General features: G+C 44.0%; 19 protein-coding genes. 9 read left to right on the top strand and 10 right to left on the bottom strand.

The genetic code is table 11. The features are described 5' to 3' along the window. Positions 1-384: 384 nt before the first annotated feature. Positions 385-1,299: a helix-turn-helix transcriptional regulator gene (locus AAA938_RS18280; protein WP_338230213.1), complete on the top strand. Its 915-nt coding sequence runs from the start codon at positions 385-387 to the stop codon at positions 1,297-1,299. Between the two features lie 80 nt (positions 1,300-1,379). Here the strand turns inward: AAA938_RS18280 and AAA938_RS18285 are convergent, their stop codons facing one another. From AAA938_RS18285 to AAA938_RS18300, 4 genes are all read right to left on the bottom strand, one after another. Further along, entirely contained in the window at positions 1,380-2,894 is a 1,515-nt protein-coding gene (locus AAA938_RS18285; RefSeq protein ID WP_338230214.1) for a DUF4301 family protein, read from the bottom strand. A gap of 100 nt (positions 2,895-2,994) precedes the next feature. Then, positions 2,995-3,750 (bottom strand): LytR/AlgR family response regulator transcription factor, encoded by a 756-nt coding sequence (locus tag AAA938_RS18290; protein WP_338230215.1) that lies wholly within the window; start codon positions 3,748-3,750, stop codon positions 2,995-2,997. Then, the gene (locus tag AAA938_RS18295) at positions 3,747-5,459 is read right to left on the bottom strand and encodes a sensor histidine kinase (RefSeq protein WP_338230216.1); all 1,713 of its coding nucleotides are present in this window, start codon (positions 5,457-5,459) and stop codon (positions 3,747-3,749) included. Before AAA938_RS18295 ends, AAA938_RS18290 begins: the two co-directional genes overlap by 4 nt. A gap of 112 nt (positions 5,460-5,571) precedes the next feature. Then, positions 5,572-6,768 carry a histidine kinase gene (locus tag AAA938_RS18300; protein ID WP_338230217.1) on the bottom strand — a complete coding sequence of 399 codons (1,197 nt, stop codon included), beginning with the start codon at positions 6,766-6,768 and terminating at the stop codon, positions 5,572-5,574. A gap of 339 nt (positions 6,769-7,107) precedes the next feature. On the opposite strand from AAA938_RS18300, the gene AAA938_RS18305 reads away from it, so the two are divergent. From AAA938_RS18305 to AAA938_RS18315, 3 genes are all read left to right on the top strand, one after another. Further along, positions 7,108-7,938, top strand: a complete 831-nt coding sequence (locus AAA938_RS18305; protein WP_338230218.1) for a hypothetical protein — start codon at positions 7,108-7,110, stop codon at positions 7,936-7,938. 58 nt (positions 7,939-7,996) lie between these two features. Further along, positions 7,997-8,662: a curlin repeat-containing protein gene (locus AAA938_RS18310; protein ID WP_338230219.1), complete on the top strand. Its 666-nt coding sequence runs from the start codon at positions 7,997-7,999 to the stop codon at positions 8,660-8,662. Positions 8,663-9,068: 406 nt separating this feature from the next. Further along, entirely contained in the window at positions 9,069-10,124 is a 1,056-nt protein-coding gene (locus tag AAA938_RS18315; protein ID WP_338230220.1) for a hypothetical protein, read from the top strand. A gap of 4 nt (positions 10,125-10,128) precedes the next feature. On the opposite strand, the gene AAA938_RS18320 is transcribed toward AAA938_RS18315, so the two are convergent. The 3 genes from AAA938_RS18320 to AAA938_RS18330 are packed head-to-tail and all read right to left on the bottom strand — an operon-like array spanning position 10,129 to position 12,406. Next, positions 10,129-10,998 (bottom strand): 5-oxoprolinase subunit C family protein, encoded by an 870-nt coding sequence (locus tag AAA938_RS18320; protein ID WP_338230221.1) that lies wholly within the window; start codon positions 10,996-10,998, stop codon positions 10,129-10,131. Beyond that, entirely contained in the window at positions 10,995-11,651 is a 657-nt protein-coding gene (locus AAA938_RS18325) for a 5-oxoprolinase subunit B family protein (RefSeq protein ID WP_338230222.1), read from the bottom strand. The genes AAA938_RS18320 and AAA938_RS18325 overlap by 4 nt, the downstream gene beginning before the upstream one ends. Before the next feature lie 29 nt (positions 11,652-11,680). Further along, entirely contained in the window at positions 11,681-12,406 is a 726-nt protein-coding gene (locus tag AAA938_RS18330; protein ID WP_338230223.1) for a LamB/YcsF family protein, read from the bottom strand. A gap of 99 nt (positions 12,407-12,505) precedes the next feature. Between AAA938_RS18330 and AAA938_RS18335 the strand changes: the two genes are divergently transcribed. Continuing rightward, entirely contained in the window at positions 12,506-12,634 is a 129-nt protein-coding gene (locus tag AAA938_RS18335; protein WP_338218539.1) for a 30S ribosomal protein THX, read from the top strand. Positions 12,635-12,666: 32 nt separating this feature from the next. Here AAA938_RS18335 and AAA938_RS18340 read toward each other — a convergent pair whose 3' ends face one another. Both AAA938_RS18340 and AAA938_RS18345 read right to left on the bottom strand, forming a co-directional pair. Then, on the bottom strand, positions 12,667-12,966 hold the full coding sequence (locus AAA938_RS18340; RefSeq protein ID WP_338230224.1) for a hypothetical protein: 300 nt from the start codon (positions 12,964-12,966) through the stop codon (positions 12,667-12,669). Between the two features lie 174 nt (positions 12,967-13,140). After that, positions 13,141-13,698 carry a YdeI/OmpD-associated family protein gene (locus AAA938_RS18345; RefSeq protein ID WP_338230225.1) on the bottom strand — a complete coding sequence of 186 codons (558 nt, stop codon included), beginning with the start codon at positions 13,696-13,698 and terminating at the stop codon, positions 13,141-13,143. A gap of 70 nt (positions 13,699-13,768) precedes the next feature. Between AAA938_RS18345 and AAA938_RS18350 the strand changes: the two genes are divergently transcribed. Then, on the top strand, positions 13,769-14,920 hold the full coding sequence (locus tag AAA938_RS18350; protein WP_338230226.1) for a methionine aminotransferase: 1,152 nt from the start codon (positions 13,769-13,771) through the stop codon (positions 14,918-14,920). Positions 14,921-14,925: 5 nt separating this feature from the next. Next, on the top strand, positions 14,926-15,783 hold the full coding sequence (locus tag AAA938_RS18355; protein ID WP_338230227.1) for a DUF1684 domain-containing protein: 858 nt from the start codon (positions 14,926-14,928) through the stop codon (positions 15,781-15,783). A gap of 45 nt (positions 15,784-15,828) precedes the next feature. On the opposite strand, the gene AAA938_RS18360 is transcribed toward AAA938_RS18355, so the two are convergent. Then, on the bottom strand, positions 15,829-16,857 hold the full coding sequence (locus AAA938_RS18360; RefSeq protein ID WP_338230228.1) for a sugar phosphate isomerase/epimerase family protein: 1,029 nt from the start codon (positions 16,855-16,857) through the stop codon (positions 15,829-15,831). A 232-nt stretch (positions 16,858-17,089) separates the two neighbouring features. On the opposite strand from AAA938_RS18360, the gene AAA938_RS18365 reads away from it, so the two are divergent. Beyond that, entirely contained in the window at positions 17,090-17,956 is an 867-nt protein-coding gene (locus tag AAA938_RS18365) for a TraB/GumN family protein (RefSeq protein WP_338230229.1), read from the top strand. A gap of 13 nt (positions 17,957-17,969) precedes the next feature. Further along, complete coding sequence (locus tag AAA938_RS18370; RefSeq protein ID WP_338230230.1) at positions 17,970-19,016, top strand: sensor histidine kinase; 1,047 nt, start codon at positions 17,970-17,972, stop codon at positions 19,014-19,016. Positions 19,017-19,020: the final 4 nt, after the last annotated feature.

The raw sequence follows: 19,020 nt of genomic DNA on the forward strand, positions 1-19,020 counted from the left end.
CTGACCGGTATATTTCTTCCAAATCTCAACTTTTGAGTAATTCCCCGAAAGATACTCTTTGATCATTTCTTCCCGTTCAGCCCAACTCAGAGATCCTATTCCTCTTGTTTTTTGTTCTTTTTGTCGTTTCATAGTAGTTTACTTTGTGTAAACTCAATTCAGGACAAGTCAGGTGGATAGAGGAAATGAATCCCCCTTATCACCTTTAAGGAAGGGTGAGTTGGTTCCCGATAATAGTCAAATTTTCTGTTTATAAACAAGCCAAGGATAGAACTAAATCAACTTCCCATTCTTAAACCAAAGGCATTTTTTACCGACAATAACTGTCAATTCCAATCAAGGTCTCCCGGTCTTTAGTTACTTTAGTCATCAATTGTCAAGACTATGGCCAAATCCTCTCCAATCGAACAGCAGAAAATCCTCAGGGTATTTAAATTAATCAACCTCCTGCAGGGTACTATAGGAAAAACCGTGCATCGTTTGGCGGAACTCCTTGAAACAGACGAGCGAACGATTTACCGATACTTCAAGCTCTTGGAAGCTTTGGGATTTGTCGTAGTTAAGGAGTTTAGCAAGTACAAAATCCAGGAAAGGCCGGAGTATCTGCCTCAATCTTCCACTTACAGCACATTCTCCCAAGAGGAAAGTCAGTGGTTGCAGACACTGATCGATAGCCAAGGCAAAGGCAACTTGCTCAAGGACTCTATTCTCCAAAAGCTACAACTCAAGTCTGAGGTCAAAACAGGCACCGAACTTCTATTCAAAGCCAATCTTGGCAGATTTGTGGATTTGATCGGGCAGGGATTGGCTGCAAAAAAGCAGATTTGGCTTAAGGAATATTACAGTCTCAGCAGTGATACGGTATCTGATCGCTTGGTCGAACCCGTGGGTTTTTCACAGGATTATGAAAATATCCATGCCTTTGAAGTGGAGAGCAAGTCCATGAAGGTTTTCAAAATCGAAAGAATCGGGGATGTGGTTCTGTCTTCCACGGCTTGGGCTTTTGAGAAAAAGCACGAGTTGCCCGAACAGCCGCTTTTTGGTTTTTCTGGAAAAAGAGAATTTTATGTCAAGTTGAAGCTTAGCAAGAAGGCATTCCAACTCATGCAGGAAGAGCATCCCAATGCCCGCCCGTTTATGGGAGTGAAAAACCGGAATCACTACTTTTTCGAAGGAAATATCCCTCAGTTGCCCGGATTGGGCAGGTTTATTCTCGGCTTACCCGGAGAGATTAAGGTGGAAGAAGGGGAGGAAATGAAGGCTTATCTGAAAGAACAGCTGGAAAAAGGGCTGTTTTAAATTTTCAATGGCCAATGATCAATTTCCAATACATGTCAAACATCCTTGAAAATTGATCATTGAGTTTGCTCATTGATTATTTATCCCTGATGCTCCTCTCTTAGGAGATCGTTGACCGTTTTTACCGGATTGAAGGTAATCAGAGGTACTTCCACAAAGAGGGTATTCCAACCTGCCATGGCTCCATTCCAAAGCCCGGGCAGCTCCAAAGCTTTCAATTCCCGGCCACTTTTGGATTTTTCGGTGATAAAACCGGTTTGCATATCTCTAAACTTCAGCAAATCAAATTCCCGCCCATGATAATCTCGGGTTCCGCAGACCAAATCCACCGGATTAAAGTGTGTCGAAGCCATCATATGGGCTTTTGACTCCGGGTCATTGAGGTCGATTTGTGCGGTTTCGAGGATTTGCAGGCTGTAGGAACCATCTTTTTCCTCGATCCAGAAAGGTCCTCCGCCTGGTTCTCCGGTATTTTTCACCATACCGCAGACACGGATCGGGCGATTGAGCTTGTCTTTCAAATATTCGGCAAGTTCATGCATATTTTCCGAGGAAACGGAAGGAGGGACTTGCCCGCCCAAATCCTCATTATAGACTTTTATTGCCATCGCCAAAGACTCGTGATTGACGCCTTTTTCCAATGCTCTCAGGGCATCAAAGATTCTTTCCTGCACCTCCAAAAGCAATCCTGCGATGGCCATTTTGTAGGTTTTGGTTGGTTCTTTCAGTCGGTCAGGGACGACATTGTCAATGTTTTTGATGAAAATCAGGTCAGCCTTGATGTCGTTGAGGTTTTCCAGAAGAGCCCCATGACCTGCAGGTCTGAAAAGTAGACTGCCATCGTCCTCCAAAAAGGCTGTATTGTCCATATTCACCGCAATGGTGTCGGTGGTCTTTTTCTGCTGGGAATAGCTTACTTCAAACTCCAAACCTGAAGCAGCTTTGATCGCTGGTAATACCTTGGCTATTTCTGCCTTGAATTTTGACTCATGCTCGGGAGAGACGGTGAAGTGAATTTTGACCTTTTTTCCTCTTCCTACGGCATATTGTACCCCCTCGATCAGATGTTCGTGAGCTGGAGTTCGGTTTTCTGAAGGGTAGCGATGAAAGCGAAGCAGGCCTTTGGGAAGACTTCCGTAGTCCAATCCCTCATGTAGCAATAGTGCCGCCACGATGGCCCGATACATTCCTGCATCCAAGCATTCCTGAAGGGTGTTTCCTTGGGCCTGAAGGGCCTCATCCAGGTCTTCCGCGAAGGCAAATTTTCGGATGTTTTCTATGAATTTCTTGGTAAAGGCGCTTTTTTCCAGATCTCCATCTCCGTCCAAAAAGGAAAAAAGGTCTTTGAACATACGTGATGCAGCACCGGATGCCGGGACAAACTTCACGATTTCCTTCTTGGCTGCCTGGGCAGGGTAGGTCTCTGTGTAATGCTTTAATTCCTGATCACCGAGTACCTTGATTCCATGTCCGGGAGTGGCGGGAGCATGAATTTTGAGAAAAGGGAAGCCATTTTTGAAATTGTCAATCTGCTGGGCGACTGTTTCAGGGTCCATTCCCTGAGCAAGGATCTTTTGGGTTAAGGTGATATCCATGGTTGTATGGGTTTGAAAAGTTTCCGCTTAAGATAGTGGACTTGGAGTCGAAGCTCAAGAAATCTTCGGCTTTTTGTACCAAAAATTCCATGGAAATGATTCAGAATCCCATTCTCTTCAGAAATTCATCTTTTTTGGATGGAGAAAGGCTGACCTGTCGCTCATTGCTCATCAGAATGTATCCTCCTTCGGATCGGACATACTTTTTGACTTTGTCCAGATTGATCAAAAAACTATTGTGTACCCGCATGAAAGAATGGCCTTGGAGGATGTTTTCGTACTCTTTCAGATTTTTGCTTACGAGTAGCTTTCTGCCGTCTTCCAGAAAAAAGCTGGTATAGGCCCCGTTAGCTTCGCAAAAAAGGATTTCCCGTGTGGGAATAAATTCTACTCCCTCAGCCGTAGAAAGAGAAATTTTATGGTTTTCCGGAGCAGGTGTTTTGAGATTGGTGAGGAGGTTTTCCAGTAGTTTTTGTCGGTTTTCCTGCTCCCTAAGCTGGATCGCTTTCTGGACAGCTGCCTGAAGCTCTTCCATGTCAATCGGTTTGAGTAGGTAATCGATCGAGCTGAATTTGATGGCCTTAATCGCATAATGCTCAAAGGCAGTGGTGAAAATCAAATGAAAATCCAGATGATTTACCCTTTGCAGGACATCAAACCCGGTTCCCGTCTGCAATTCGATATCCAAAAAGACCAACTCAGGACGAAGAGAAGAGATTTTGGTCACCGCGTCTTCTACCTGAATAGCTTCTTCGATGAGCTGGACTTCCGGGCAGTAGCTTCTCAAAAACCCTTTTAGGGTCTCCCTGCTGTGAAATTCATCTTCTACGATGATGGCTTTTAGCGGTAAGTTCATGGCTTGGGAAATTTAATGGTAATCCGTGTACCCACGGGCAAGTCGTCTATCTGAATTTGGGTTCCTTTTTTCTCTCTGTTGATCATCCGGAGTCGTTCTTCGGTCAGGGCCATTCCTCTGGAAGGGCGATAATCTGATTTTTTAAGGGCTGAGGAGGCCTTTCTTCCTATTCCGTTGTCCTCTATTTCACATCGGATATGCTGATTTTCTTCGATAAACCGGATAATCAGCTTTCTCTCGCCTTCGGTTTTTGCCATCAATCCATGCTTGATGGCATTTTCCACGAAGGGCTGCACGATCAGCATGGGAACTTCAAAAAAGCTGAGGTCAAAATTGGGCGGAGTTTCAATCGAGTAGCTAAAAGCATGGTCAAAGCGTAGGGATTCCAGGTCAAGGTAGACTTTAAGCAGTTCAATTTCCTTGTCCAGGGTCACATGGACATCGATGGAGTTTTCCAAAACTTGCCTCACAAACTTGCTGAATTTGCTCAGGTAGGAGAGTGCGGCTTCCTTTTGCCCGCTGCTGATCAGGTGCTGGATGGAACTCAGGCTATTAAAGATAAAATGGGGGTTGATTTGTGCCCTAAGCGCTCCCAACTTGGTCTGAAAAGCCTCGTTTTCCACCTTCCGTTTTTCCTGACTGATGACCTTGATTTTGTAAGAAAGACCAAGGGCAAAAATGATACTTTCGATAGAGGAGCCGGCAACCATGTAGTCCAAGTCCAATAAAAACATGGTCATCAAAGCGCCTGTGGTGAATATCAAGGTGGCAGAGATCACAAAGTACTTCAGCCGGTTGGGATAGTAGAAAAACAGATAGCCTACCCCAAAGAAGGCAAATGCAGCCATAAAATACCGTTGAAAATCCATTAAATAAGCCTGAAATAGGCTGTAGGGCTTTAAGAAAATCAATCCTGAATTGACCAAAACAAGAAGGATCAGCAAACCGGCAATTCCCAATACTATTCGGTCAAATCCAGGCATGAGTTTGGGGAATTCCAAAAAGTGACGGATAAACAACAGGTAGGAAAGGTTGATCAGGAGCTGGGCCACAGTAGTCATCCAAAAGTAGAAATAGAGGGTATTGTAGCCGAAGCTGGTGGCTAAATAGGGGCTAATCTGAGAGTAATAGATCAGCTGGAAAAGCAAAAAGGCACCGTAGTAGATGTATTGCTTTTCCCGCATGTTGAAAAAGAGAATCAAATTGAATATCATCAATACAGCAGCGATCCCCAGAAAGAAGAAGGCCAAAACCTGGCTTTTGAAGGAGGATTCGCTGATGAACTGAGAAAAAATCTCATGGGAGCGGGAGTCGGAAAAGCGGATGGTCCGAACATCCAAGTCAGGAGAAGCCCGGTGAAATTCAGCGCGAATCAAAAGGTAATTTCCTTCGAAAAAATCCTTGGAGGACACTTTTACATATTCCAATGAATGAAGACTGGCTCGCTTCAGATCATTGGGAACCAATCGGGTGATATTCAGAGAGTCAATCGATCCATTGGGAGCAAAAAACAACCAGGAAACATCCAGATTTCCCGGATAAATGTACATGGAGTCAGATTCGGCCAGAAGATGGAGGTAAGAGGAAAAATCCAGTTTGAACCAATAGCTTTTTCCTTTCTGAGCAATTCCCACAGCGGGTAGATTAAGAAAAAGACCTTCCTGATTTTTTTGAAGGATATCCTGAATGGTGTTGGGGGAATCTTCCATCCAGATTTCAGGTTTGAGGGGCAATTGAAAATAATATCCCTCTTCCATTTGCCTGGAAAGACCCAAATGTGAAAGGCTGATAAAAATCCAGCAAAAGAAGAAGAGGCAGCGCTTATTCATCGAGGATAGGAAGGATCAAGGTGACGTATTTACAGGGTTTTTGACTTTGTGGACATGGCTTTTCACCGGTTTCGTATTGGATATGAAAGGGCTTGATTTCATTCATCAATCGGACAAAATCCTCCCAAGTTCGGGTAGGCTGATTTCCAGTCTTCCTTTTCTCCACAGTTCCTTTTTTATCGGACTGATTGATCCAAGCTTGCATAGCGACCGCATTTTGGGTTTTTTCAAAGGTGACCAGAAGGGAAATAGCCCCATTGGCGGATTGGATTTGTTCCTCGAGAAGGTTTTCCAATAGATTTTGGATCACCATGGATGGGATTTTGACCCGATCGATTGATAGGCTTTCTTCCGCCTTGATTTCAAAATGCAGACTATCTCCGTATCTCAGTTTTTGGAGCTGCATGTACCAGTTGAGCATCTGTACCTCCTCCTTAAGGGCAGCTTTCTCGAGATGGAGCTGGGAAAGAAAGTACCTCAGGAGCTTCGCAAAAATGCTCAAAAAGCGAAGAGAGCTCTCTTTGTCGTCTCTGAAGATCTGATTCTGAATCGAATTCAGGGAATTGAACACAAAATGGGGGCTAAGCTGAGCTGAAAGTGCCTCCAGCTGAAACTGGTAATTTCTCTTTTGCAGCTCCAGAAGCTTTTCTTGTTTTTCCTGAAGATGTTTTTCTGCCCGGATTCTTGCTATCTGTCCTGAATAAATCGAGGCTACGGCATTGAGAATCCGTACGTGCTGCTCCGTGAAATATCCAGCCTGTGAGTTTTCGCTGTCTATCACTCCGATGACTTTTCCTTCCAAAAGTATCGGGACGGCTACCTCGGAGAGGCGGTACTGATCATCGGGAATGTAGTCGGGAAATTGCCTCGTGTCCTGGATCAGTAGGGGAAGGCCCGTGTTAACTACCTTTCCGGTGACTCCTTTTCCTACCGGAACCCGAATGGCTTGGATGATTTCCCGATTTCCACCGGACTTGGGGCCTAAGGCGGCTTTTTGCTCCAAATATTGGCCTGATTCATCCAAGAGGTAAACCACAGCATCTTCAAAGTTCAATTTGGAAATGCAGTTGCCCACCAAATCCCACAATAAATCCTCTTCCGAATCGATCTCGGTCATGGATTGGGAGAAATGAAGCAGGATTTCTTCCAGTTCTTTGGGAGTGATGATATGCACGTCGGCTGGATTCAAGAATGGGATAAGTTAAGCAATGAAGATCGGATTCGGTAGTCAGCCTAAGGACTAAGCTTTACAAAGTACTGCCATTTTCAAAGGCTAACGTCGAGCTATTGATGAAGTCAGGATTTGAATTTACCGATCGGGGTTTTGAATAGATGAATCCGGGTTTTGAGGGATTACTTTCGATTATCAGGCTGATTTACCCTTCTTTCAATCTAAAGTCTGCATTAATCAATCCTCAACCGGGATGGATCAATCCGGCAAAAATTGCGAGGGGTGTTCGATCTAAGTTTGAATCGTCCGAGGGGAAGTTCCCTTCACCATACGAAACCAATCAAACTTAATAACAACATGAAAAAGTCAATTTTAATTTTCGGAGCAATGGTTCTTTCATTTTCTGCTATTCAAGCTCAGAACACCTCCACTATGTTTCAGACTGGGACAGAAAATAGTGCAGTCGTGAGTCAAATCGGAAAATTCAATGATTCCTTTATTGACCAAAAAGGATCAAAAAATTTAGCAGCGGTTCAACAAGGTGGATTTGGAGATGATGCCAATCCCTCAAACAATGCCAAGGCGATCATCAGACAGGTGGGGTCCTTAAACAATGCATCCATTTCCCAAAAACAAGGCTCTGTCGATGGAAATGCTGTAAGTCAACATGAAGCAATTCAGAATGGAAGGGAAAACTTTGCCAATCTTCGATCTCTCGATGGTGGAAATAAGGGCTATGTCTTTCAAGATGGGATCAAAAATCAAGCCTATGGTATTCAATCCTCATCCGGTAATTCTTTGAAAATCCAGCAATTCGGCAACTTGAATCTGGCTAATGTAGATCAGTTGGCTTCCAGCAATGGGATTTCGGAGATTTACCAGGAAGGAATCAGCAATAATGCAAAAACTCTTCAGATCGGTAATTTGAACAGAGCGGGCATTGGACAGGTGGGAGATAGAAACCTTGCTGTGGAAGTCATCCAAACCGGCAACTCCAACCTTATGGGAATTCGGCAGCAAGGAAATGATAACATTTCAATTTTAAGCCAGGAGGGAAATTTCAACGTGGGTTCTGTAAATATCCTTGGAGATGGAAACTTTACCACGCTATCCCAAACAGGGAATCAACATGTTTCTGCTCAAATCATCGTCGGAAACGGAAATGTGTCCTCAGTAACCCAACAATAATTTATTCAAATATCGCCACTGATCTGTCTTTGCAGGTCAGTGGCTTTTTTATTCAGTCATGAAAGCCCGATTGTATCCTTTGTTTTTTCTGATTTGTCTTTATTGCTTATTGTCCCCCTCATTAGCGCAGGAAAGCGATAGTAAAAATGAAGAGAAACTGAGTCGATCAACAGGAGTAGAATTCTTTTCCGTCTCCAATAACCAAGGAAATGATGCCCGAATCATTCAGATTCAAGATCAAAATAAAGCATATATCCTTCAGCAAGGGCAAAACCAGCTTCAAGTAAACCAAAATGGATTTTCAAATTTTGCCAGCCTAAACCAAAGTGGAAACCAAAATCAAATCTTGGTGGATCAGTATGGGGCAAATAATGAAACTGCCATTTGGACTTTGGGCCAAAATATCCGGATCAACTCAAACCAAATTGGAGATGAAAATCTGATCAGGGCGTTTTTAAATAATCAAGGGAATAATCCCCAAACTGCCCTTTTGAATCAATATGGGAATCAAAACAGAATAGATATCGCCTCAGTATCTGCTGCCGGGGCTCTACGGGAATCGGGTAGGGTCCAGGTTAATCAACAGGGAGATGGAAATGTCTTTTCTGCTTCTTTGGATCCATTTGGCTCCCCGATTTCGGTCACTCAAACCTCCGGGGTCGGAGGGCAAGGCATGCGACTTCATATTTCCACCAATGCTTTTCCATGGACTGGAATCAAATAAACTGACCTTGAATGGACTATATGAGGAATTTCCTCCTTTCCTAGAAGCCTCTTTTCCTTGATGTGGAAAAGAGGCTTTGTTTTGAAAATGGCCTGTTCGTAGGATTCTTCTTTTTCAAAAATAATTGGAATTCCCCAGCTGAAAGAAGCTTCGAGTCACAGAGAAATTGACCGATATGCGCTTTCATTTGACCAGTCCACCCTTTTTATTGACCAATTCATTTTTTGCAAAGAATTAACTCCTTTTTGAGTGATTGAAGCCTGAATCAATTGAAAATGAATAGCTGTAAAGACAAATGGATATTCTATTAAATAGCTTCAATTTCAATGAATTATCCAATCTAAGTTTGAATCGTCCGAAGGGAAGTTCCCTTCAAAACACGAAACCAATCAAACTTAATAACAAAATGAAAAAGTACATTTTGACACTTGGAATCGGGGCTATGTTGCTCCAGGTATCTTGTGATTCTCTCCAGCAGGATGAAGTTTTGCTTGAGGATGATCAGGCACTCTTTGAATCAGAGGAACTGGCAATGGAAGGTGAAAACCTTAGAAGAAAAGGAAATGTGGAAACAACCTGGAAGGTGGAAAAAGGAGAGAAGTTTTATAGAATGACAGAAAACACTTATCTCATGCTACCTTCTTATCTTCCTTTGGAAAAAGCAGAGCGGGTATTTGAGAGCTCAAGAACTCAGGAAGCTTTTGTTGAGGAAATGATTAAGGAGTCATTGAAAGTGTTTGATTCCAATATTTTCAAATACGGTCGATTCTTAAGTCCTCTTGCAAGGAGAAATCATCAGGCTTTAGCGGGCGATGAGCATGAATTCGAGTATGATATCCTTGCAGGTAAATTTCAGGATGATGACGATGCTTTGGCTTCCATGGCAGGGTATATTAAACTTGATGATATTCCGGGTGAGGATAAATCCTTTCCCCTATTCAAATTTTTTGGAAACAATTCCACCAATGCAGGAGGTGACTGTGATGGAAAAGGTCCTTGGTGCGATAGTCTTCCTCCGGTCAAACAACCCCAGCTAGAGCAGATGATTGAAATATTCCCTCTTTTGAAGAGAGGAGGAGGAAAGCCTATCCCGACTGAAGCAGCACTAAATGATTTGAAATCGGGCACCGACTTAGATCCTGTTGCGATTGCACTCCTGCTTCCGGCTGTTCAGAAAATTGCCGATCTTCCATCCCCAAGTGCAGATAAAAATCATGAAAAATGGATTCCCATTCTCAGTACCGGAAGAAGATATGGGGTGGATTTGAGCCAGTCATTAGGCACATTCTTGGCCTTTGGGGCTGGAGGTTCAATTTTTGGATTGATCAATGAAAATTACGACGCCTCAGGCGATATGGATTGGGCTGCAGTTCAATTGAATCGAAGAAGATTTGAATTTGAAATGCTTCTTTTGTGGAGCAAATGGGCTGAAAGCAAAAAAACAGGCACATCAGGGCGCTGAGAGATCAGCCATTCACTTTGGAAAACCGGACCACTTGGCCCGGTTTTTTTTGTGCCAGAATACTTATAGCCAAATCTGTCAGTTGGAAAATGCGGGGATAGCCTCCTGTCACTTGAGCGTCTTGGCCAAGGATGATTACTTTGCCACCGGAGGTCAGCTGTACTGTCCCTGGAAATACCGGGTTGGTAGGTAATTCTGGAAGATTATTTTCAATGGTTTCAAGCAGTTGAGCTCCCATCCGGTTGGTCAGGGGCGAAATATGAAACCTATGCTCCAATAGGTAGCTTTTTTTCTCATTATCCAGCAGTTTCCAGTCTGGGCCGGTATAGACTTCCAACTCCTCCGTTTCATACCAAGTGTGATCCCATTTGGCTTTGGAGTGCAGGATGCCGGAGGAGGAAGGTTCGTCCCAATAGCTGATTTTTCCCTCTTTGCTGAAAAAAGCCAAGGGAGTTATTTCCTTGTAAAAACTTCTTGAACTCAATTCAAGCTGGGATTTGAAACCATATTTTATCCCCAGATAGAGCCTTGCACCGGTTATGAATTGTCCGATTTCCAATTGATCCTTGGTTTTGATAGGAATAAAGCTGGGATTGGGTATCTCTTTCCCGTTTACCTTCACCTGACTCTGGGCACCGGCAATGGAAATAAATGTCGGAGCACTGAAGCTCATGACCAAGCCGGGTTGACTGATTTCCAATACGGCTGAGTCGCTCGGGTTATTCAGCTGGAGATTCACCCAATGAGCGGACTTGGCATCCATACAGCCGGAAATAGGAATTCCGTATTTGCCGTAATCGATCCTTCCCAGATCCTGAATGCTAGTTCCGGGACCTGTTTTAATGATATGCGCAGTAGCTAAGCTTTTACTCATTTTAGGTAGGGGCTGGGAGGATTCTTAAGCAACTTACTCATCTCATCCCCGTCGATGGGGACAAATTCCAGGCTTTCTCCTGCCTGCGCCCAAACTGGGGGATCCTTTTCTATGTCAAAGAAAATTACAGGAGAGCGGCCTATGGTATGCCAGCCACCGGGACTCTCTCTGGGGTAAATTCCAGTCTGTGCTCCTCCGATTGCTACTGAACCTGGGTCAACCGTCCGGTCCGGGAAGGGCTTTCTTGGCGTGTGGAGGACTTCTGGGAGTCCATTGAGGTACATGAAGCCCGGTAAAAAACCGAAAAAATGGATTCTGTAGGTATTTTCTGCATGCAGCTTGATAAGAGAATTAAGCGAAAGTCTCTTGGCTACCGCCAAGCTTCCCAAATCTTTCCCATACTCAGGATCATAGCACACCGGGATCTGCCAGATTCGATCAGAAAGATGAACTCGGCTAAACTTGGTCGTCATGTATTGATTTTTGAAACGGGTCTGGAAGCGATCTTCTTTCCAGAGTATGGCAATGGAAGTAAAACCTTGCCTTATCGTTTCGATATGTTCCTTTTCATGTTGCTCCAGCCACTGGATTATGCCCAGCTGCTGGGCGAGGAGCTCGTCTGAGGGAGATTGCTCCCAGTGAAGTTCTCCCATCTGGGGAGTGATTTCAATATAGACAGGTTTTATTGCCAATACTTTTTTCTTAAAGGAAGTAGAAGTTGCAGAATTTCGGGATTGTCTCCGTGAAAACAAAGAGTTTCTGCCTTTATCGGAAGTTCTTTTCCGCTTTCGCTTATCAGAACATTTCGTGTCAATATTCCTTCCAATTGGGATTCCACTGCTGAGAAATCGGTCAATAAAGCTCCTTCTTTTGATCTGCCAAGCAATTGGTAATCATCTGTATATCTCCTGTCTCCAAACACCTCCAAAAGGAAGGGATGTTGGAGTCGAAGGGCTTCTTTTTCCAGCTCGGAGTGAGGCGGAACTAAAAGGGGCGTGCCTGGGTATTCCTCATGAATAAACTGGATCAATAGCTTGGCAAGTACATGGTATTTTGCTGCATCATTGTACAAGGCTCCATGAAACTTGATATGCTCTAGGGGAACTTGGTTTTGCTTGGCCAGCTTGGAGAAGAGCTGTATTTGATCCCCAAGGGAAAAAATTAATTCTTCATCGGTTATTGAAAGGCTGATTCGGCCGAAATTTTCCCGGTCGGGATAGGAGGGGTGAGCCCCGGCCTTTATCCCGAATTTCTTACAAAAGGCCAGCGAGGTAGCAATACTTTCTTCATCTCCGATATGTCCCCCACAGGCAATGCTTGCCCGGTCTATCCAAGGGAAAATCTCATTTTCCCAGGCCACACCTTCTCCTAGATCACAGTTTATTTCCAGCGTATTGGCTTGGTTCATTGCTCCAAAAATGATTGTTCAGAGATTATTCTTGCGATTTTTTGACTCGTTTTTTTGCTTTTGTAAATTAGTGCATTGTTAACTTAAATCTGAAAAACTATGGGAAAAGGAGACATTAAATCCAGAAGAGGTAAAATCAGCCGAGGTACTTTCGGAGCTAGCCGACCTAAGAAAAAGCAGAATAAGGAATCAAGAAAGGAAAAGCTGGAACTGAAAGACTCAGAATAAAAATCAAGAGGACCCAAAAGGTCCTCTTTTTTTTAAGGTCGGGTTAATTTTTCTATTACCACGCCACGGGTGGGGTCTACGACCACTCGGATCGGCCCTAAGGTGGCATCTTCGGTAGTTCGAAATACAACGAGATAATAGCCGTCCACCCAAGCGGTCACTTCTGCACTTCTCCAATCTGAATCCACCAGAGTTGATTTTTCAGAAACGGTAAGGGAGTTGTAGGCGATTTCCCGGAAGACATCAAGGGGATCTTCATCTCCATCTGAATTACAGGATATCAATGAACTCAAGATAAATAGGGGAAGAAGAAGGTAAATTACTTTTTTCATTTGCGTTGGTTTTGAATGGCAAAGAGAGAAATCTGTCTAACCCAAAGACGGCTTAATATCTATCTCTTTATCTATTTTTTTGTTCTGGGTTTAGTCAAGAAAACGAAAATAATGTAGTTTGAGCTACAAGACTCGGGCAATTTCCATGAATTATCTGTTTTTCCTCAGGGGAGTCTATAAGTTATTGTAGTGCTTGATCCATTCATTCAGCTTCTTGAAATCCAGTTTTCCCTGGGCTGTCTTCAAGTGATGAAGTATGGCCAAGGACTTCCGCATTCTGGAATCCGGATTTTTCACTTGGGTGACCAAATAGATTAGGCTTCTTTGTTTACCGGGAGTGAGCTGACGAAAGAATTTTTCTCCTTCCTCATCTTGGGCTAGGAGCACTTCAAACTCTTCCGGCACTTCATGCCCAAATTCGCTGTGATCCCGTTCGATTTTTACATGTACTGGGTTTCCTTCTTCCAGTTTTAAACTTTCTCTCAGCCGCTGATTGACCAAGATATACCAGCAAGGTTTGGCTTTCATCAGGGCCATGTGGTGGGGACCATTTCCTTCCAGCCAAATCAGCACTCTACGGTGCTTTTCGTCCATCATGGCAGCAGCAACCTCATCCGGCACAGGGACATGGTAGTGCCAATGATTGAAGTCAAATTTTTCCAAAGGACTCTGGAATTCGATAGGCATGGAACTGAGATTTTCAGAAATATACCCAAAATGGAGTTTAGGCATGGAATCTTTCCTATTTTGGAAGGGTGTTTTTCTTTAGGTTTTTAAACCTGATTAGCCCCAATATTTACCCATGGAATCCAAACTTCCGCATATCGGTACCACGATTTTCACAGTCATGTCCAAGCTTGCCTCTGACGAAGGAGCAATCAATCTCTCTCAGGGTTTTCCTGGCTTTGGAGCGGATCCGAACCTCTTGGAATTGGTAGGAAAATATACAATGAAGGGTTTCAACCAGTATCCTCCAATGGCCGGGATACTTGGTCTGAGACAGATTTTGGCTGAAAAGACCCAGCTCACTCAAGGCTATCTCCCTGACCCGGAAAGGGAAGTAACAATAGTTTCCGGAGCTACAGAGGCACTTTTTGCGGCTGCTTCGGCCGTGGTGAGAAGGGGAGATGAGGTGTTTGTTCTTGAGCCAGCTTACGATAGCTACGAACCAGCCATAACCCTAAATGGTGGAAAGCCAGTTTATGTGCCTTTAGAGGAGAAGGACTTTTCGGTCAACTGGCAAAGTGTCCGGGATGCGATTACGGAAAAGACTAGAGCCATCTTTGTGAATTCTCCACATAATCCGAGCGGATATGTGTGGACCAAATCGGATCTGGATGAATTGGCAGACCTAATCAGAGGTCGGGAAATATTTGTGATCAGTGACGAGGTGTATGAGCACATTACTTTTGACGGGAAAAAGCACCTTTCCTTAGGTTCTCATAAGGAACTTCGGGAGAAAACCTTTGTCTGTGGGTCTTTTGGAAAGACATTCCATGTGACCGGCTGGAAAATCGGCTATTGCATCGCACCTCCTGAAATGACAACCGAGTTTCGGAAGATCCATCAATACCTGACTTTCACTACAGTGACTCCCATGCAATATGCCTTGGCGGAGTATTTGGAAAAGCCGGAGCGGTACCTATCCATTCCTGATTTTTACCAAAAGAAGCGAGACTTGTTTATTTCCGGGCTTTCTCAGACCGATTTTCAGTTCCGTCCTTCCAGCGGAAGCTTTTTCCAGTTGGTCAACTTTGGGCATCTGTCCAAGATGGCAGATCGGGAACTGGCTGAGCGGATGACCAAAGAGCTGAAAGTGGCTTGCATCCCTGTTTCGGTCTTTTATTCCGATAAAAAAGACAATCAGGTTCTTCGTTTTTGCTTCGCAAAAGAAGAGGCAGAGCTTTTGGAAGCTCTTGACCGACTGAGAGATTTGAACCGAATCCTTGCTTGATACTCATGAAAAAACTGCTGCTAGCCTCCCTGTTTGTGTTTTGTTCTTCTTTGGTTTTTGCCCAGAATCCTGCCCATGAAGCTTGGAAAAAGGAGAGGGAAAGGGAGCTTTTGGCCGAAGACGGCTGGCTGAATCTTGCCGGGTTGATCTGGATCGATGAAAAGAAGTCCTATTTGAACGAATGGAGCAAGGATAGCTTGGTGGTTGCGGATGAACCATCTTCCAAAAACATCGGAACCTTTCAATGGGTAGGGGACTCCGTTTGGTTCTTTTTCAATCCTAAAGCTTCTCCAAAGCCAAAATCTCAAAAGACCTTGGTCTATCCCCTGGAGTATGGAAAAGGTGGTGGAGCCTATTTCGATCACTGGAAGTGGTCTGTGATCGAGCGTGGAGGGAATTTTGCCCTACGATTAAGGGACTTGACTCATCCTGCTTTGAGTCGATTTGAACCCATTCCTGTTTTTGACTACGATTCAGCATTTAGGGTAAGTGCTTTTTTTCGACCTACTTTCAATCAGACCATGGAAATTCCCAATGTTTTGGGACAGGTAATCGAATGGAAGGTGATGGGAATATTGGAGTTTGAGCTGGAGGGAAAGTCCCGGCAACTGACTGTATTGGATGAATTGGGGAAGTTTTTTGTGATTTTTTCAGATTGGACCAATGAAAAGAATACCTATCCTACTGGAAGGTACCTCTATGTAGACTACCCGGACCGCAGTGGCAATACTGTGATTGATTTCAATTTTGCCTATAATCCTCCTTGTGCTTTTACGCCCTTCGCCACTTGCCCAATTCCTCCCAAGGTTAATCGCTTGGATGTTTCTGTTTTGGCAGGAGAAAAATTACCCAAAGGGCATTAAAAAAGCTGCCTTGGATAAGGCAGCTTGAATGGGATGAAATGAATTTTAGCCCAAAGCTTTTCTGCAAAACTCCAGACACTTCTGCACTTCTTTGATTGCATCTGAACCTTCAGGAACCTGATATTCCAGTTCGATAGTCGCAGGAAACTTGTATTTATTCTTTCTCATGAGCTGAAGGATATCACCGATAGGAGTATCTCCTGTGCCCCAAGCCAAGTTTCCCTTCCCATTGGCAGGAGTTTGTCTGTCCTTGGTGTGCATGCTGAGAATGCGTTTATGCTGCTTTTCGATCAAGGGAATCAAATCGCTATGGCCTGCTGCGATATAATGTCCGGCATCCAGATTCAGGCCGTTTTTGGGACTTTGGGCAATTGCTGTATCCCAAAAGGTAAAAGTCTCCTGCTCGTGACCATGGTAGCCAACTGCCATACCGTGTTGCTCTCCGAGCTTTCCAAGGCGAAGAGTCTGTGCATCGTCTGAAGGGTGCTCTAAGGTCACATGGGATGCTCCAAGGGCTTTGGCGGCCTTCATGCCATAGGCTACTTCCATATCTGAATTGTTCGCACCAAATGCATTGGGCTTGAAGGCATAGATGCTCACTCCGGCGTCCTTGTACATTTTGCGGATTTGTTCAAACTTCTCCATGGGTGCATTAGCTCTCCATTGGGCGACAGTTTGGGCGTAGGATTCGGCTTCCGCTTGCATTTCTTTCAGTTCCTTGGCCTCATCATCTGTAAGGGTTTCTCCGCGTCTTTGCTTTCCTCCCAACTGAAACATCCGGCTTCTATTGATAGGGGATGCGGGTTTGCCGGCAAAAGACTCTGCCGGGTCTCCCATGAGTTCAATGGATGATATTCCAGAATCCACTACGTATTGAAGAGTGGCTTCGGCACTTTGGTCCGGTAGGGATCGGAAGGAGTAGGTGATGCATCCGATTTGGACTCCGTTGATGACAGAATTGGGCTTGTTCAGTGATTTGATCAAGGCAGGAGCACCTTGGAGCCAAGCAGGGGCTGTTACAAGGGCGGCTGCTCCCAAGGCTGTTTTTTGGAGGAATTCCCGACGTTTGTTCATGGTTAATGGGTTTGAAGGTTAAGTATTGGAAGTTAGCTTTTTTTAAGTAAGATCGACTCAAAATGGGTTTAAAGCGGTCTTTCCGGTTATTTTTGGCTTATACCTTTTTTGAGCAGAGGTGCGTAAAATAATTCTTCTTCATTTATCCCGTCTAACCTGCATTGATGGATTGGAAAGCAGGGATATTTTTTAGATTCACTCATCTTTCGATCACAAACCAATTTTATCAACCATGAACACCAAAATGAAACTCAGGTTTTTCTTCGTATTCCTACTTTTGTTGGGTTTAAAGGCTCAACTTGTCGCTCAGGAAAGCTCCCTGCTTTGGAAAATCAGCGGGAATGGATTAGCTCAGGATTCCTACCTTTTTGGAACGATCCATATTATCTGCGCGGATCAGTTTGTGATGGACGAGCGTATTCAGGAAGCCTTTGACCAAAGTGATCAGATTATTCTCGAACTGGATATGGATGACCCTCAGCTTCAGGCACAGATGCAGCAGATGTCCATCAATCCCCAAATGAAAAATATCAGCCAAGACCTGAGCGAAGAGGATGCGGGAGTGATTGATGCTTTTCTTTTGGAAAAATACGGAGCCGGATTACAGCAATTGGGAATCTTGAAGCCGTTTGTTCTTAGCTCCATGGTTTTGCTCAAAAGCCTTCCCTGCGAGCAAATCGAAAGCTATGAAAACTACCTGACCAACCGAGCTCAAGAGACTTCCAAACCCTTGATCGGATTGGAGACAGTGGCTTTTCAGATGGGAGTATTTGATCAGATTCCACAAAAGACACAGTTGGATGAATTGGTCAAGATGATCAAGGAGGAAAGCGCCGATGATGAATTTGAGAAACTGATCAAAGCCTATCAGAGTGAAGATATGGAAGCTTTGTTTGAAGCGATGAATAATGACGGATTTATGGAGGAATACAGAGATTTGATCCTGGACAGCCGAAACAAAGCTTGGATTCCGATTATGGAAAAAGAGATGGCCAACCAATCTGTTTTTGTGGCAGTAGGAGGAGGGCATCTCGGAGGTGAAAATGGAGTGATCGCTTTGCTTAGAAAGCAGGGATATACCGTCACCCCAATAAAATAAAAGATTCGAATTCATGCCTTGGATTAAAGACATAGCTAAGAACAGGCTTTACTGGCTCCTGCAAATCTCCGGCTGGGGTATGATCATCTTTATCGAAACGGTCAATTATACCTTCTTCATCGTTGGCGAGTTTAATTGGGATTTTGTTCAACAGTTTGTCTTTTTAGCCTTTTGCGGATTGTTTGTTTCTCATTTTTACAAAAAAGTGTTTATCAAACCCAAGGTCTTTGACAGAAGACTTTCCACTATTTGGTTCAAGGCTTTACTGGATGTGATCCTGATTACTTTTCTCCTGGTTTCGGTGATATACATTCCTTTCCTCATTGCTGATCCTTCTCTGCTTGATCAAAGGCAGACCTGGATTGGAATTATGGGGCAGTTTATGAATCTGAGCAGATATGTGATCGTCTGGATCATTATTTACTACCTCTACCACATTCTAAAGAAAAATTCGGAGATCGCAGAGCAGAAGCTCACTTATCAAAATGTGGCCAAATCCACGGAATTGGAACTTTTGAAAACCCAATTAAACCCACACTTTCTCTTCAATGCGCTGAACAGCATCAAAGCCCTGGTGCTGATCGATCAGGAAAAAGCAAGGGATGCCATCATCAAACTTTCTGAGCTCCTCCGCTTTACGCTTAATTATGAAAAAGCACCTTTGATCTCACTGAATGAGGAAATCAATGAAGTGATTAAGTACCTCGAATTGGAGAGAATCCGCTTTGGCAAAAGGCTGGATGTGCAGGTGAGAATGCAGGAGGAAACCATGGATATGAAAGTGCCCCCCGCGATGGTTCTGACTTTGGCCGAAAATGCCATTAAGCATGGGATCACTCTCCTGCCGGATGGAGGCCGGGTGAGTATAGAATCCAAATTGATCGACAAAAAGCTGGTCATCGAGGTGATCAATGACGGTGTCCTTCATGTCAATGGAAGCTTGGGGATAGGTCTCAAAAGTTTGGAAAAAAGACTGGAAGCCCTATTCCATGAAAAGGGAGATTTTGAGATTATTCCCTACGGAGAAAAGAAGGTAAAAGCAAAAATCAGTATCGGTTAAAACC

Source organism: Algoriphagus taiwanensis (assembly GCF_036245645.1).
Taxonomy (GTDB): Bacteria; Bacteroidota; Bacteroidia; order Cytophagales; family Cyclobacteriaceae; genus Algoriphagus; species Algoriphagus taiwanensis.

Bases quoted from the DNA above. Each gene is read 5' to 3' on its own strand.
- AAA938_RS18290 (WP_338230215.1), bottom strand. From the start codon at position 3,750: ATGAACTTACCGCTAAAAGCCATCATCGTAGAAGATGAATTTCACAGC.
- AAA938_RS18310 (WP_338230219.1), top strand. From the start codon at position 7,997: ATGAAAGCCCGATTGTATCCTTTGTTTTTTCTGATTTGTCTTTATTGC.
- AAA938_RS18280 (WP_338230213.1), top strand. From the start codon at position 385: ATGGCCAAATCCTCTCCAATCGAACAGCAGAAAATCCTCAGGGTATTT.
- AAA938_RS18345 (WP_338230225.1), bottom strand. From the start codon at position 13,698: ATGCCTAAACTCCATTTTGGGTATATTTCTGAAAATCTCAGTTCCATG.
- AAA938_RS18335 (WP_338218539.1), top strand. From the start codon at position 12,506: ATGGGAAAAGGAGACATTAAATCCAGAAGAGGTAAAATCAGCCGAGGT.
- AAA938_RS18320 (WP_338230221.1), bottom strand. From the start codon at position 10,998: ATGAGTAAAAGCTTAGCTACTGCGCATATCATTAAAACAGGTCCCGGA.
- AAA938_RS18370 (WP_338230230.1), top strand. From the start codon at position 17,970: ATGCCTTGGATTAAAGACATAGCTAAGAACAGGCTTTACTGGCTCCTG.
- AAA938_RS18355 (WP_338230227.1), top strand. From the start codon at position 14,926: ATGAAAAAACTGCTGCTAGCCTCCCTGTTTGTGTTTTGTTCTTCTTTG.
- AAA938_RS18295 (WP_338230216.1), bottom strand. From the start codon at position 5,459: ATGGAAGATTCCCCCAACACCATTCAGGATATCCTTCAAAAAAATCAG.
- AAA938_RS18360 (WP_338230228.1), bottom strand. From the start codon at position 16,857: ATGAACAAACGTCGGGAATTCCTCCAAAAAACAGCCTTGGGAGCAGCC.
- AAA938_RS18330 (WP_338230223.1), bottom strand. From the start codon at position 12,406: ATGAACCAAGCCAATACGCTGGAAATAAACTGTGATCTAGGAGAAGGT.
- AAA938_RS18285 (WP_338230214.1), bottom strand. From the start codon at position 2,894: ATGGATATCACCTTAACCCAAAAGATCCTTGCTCAGGGAATGGACCCT.
- AAA938_RS18305 (WP_338230218.1), top strand. From the start codon at position 7,108: ATGAAAAAGTCAATTTTAATTTTCGGAGCAATGGTTCTTTCATTTTCT.
- AAA938_RS18315 (WP_338230220.1), top strand. From the start codon at position 9,069: ATGAAAAAGTACATTTTGACACTTGGAATCGGGGCTATGTTGCTCCAG.
- AAA938_RS18340 (WP_338230224.1), bottom strand. From the start codon at position 12,966: ATGAAAAAAGTAATTTACCTTCTTCTTCCCCTATTTATCTTGAGTTCA.
- AAA938_RS18350 (WP_338230226.1), top strand. From the start codon at position 13,769: ATGGAATCCAAACTTCCGCATATCGGTACCACGATTTTCACAGTCATG.
- AAA938_RS18365 (WP_338230229.1), top strand. From the start codon at position 17,090: ATGAACACCAAAATGAAACTCAGGTTTTTCTTCGTATTCCTACTTTTG.
- AAA938_RS18325 (WP_338230222.1), bottom strand. From the start codon at position 11,651: ATGGGAGAACTTCACTGGGAGCAATCTCCCTCAGACGAGCTCCTCGCC.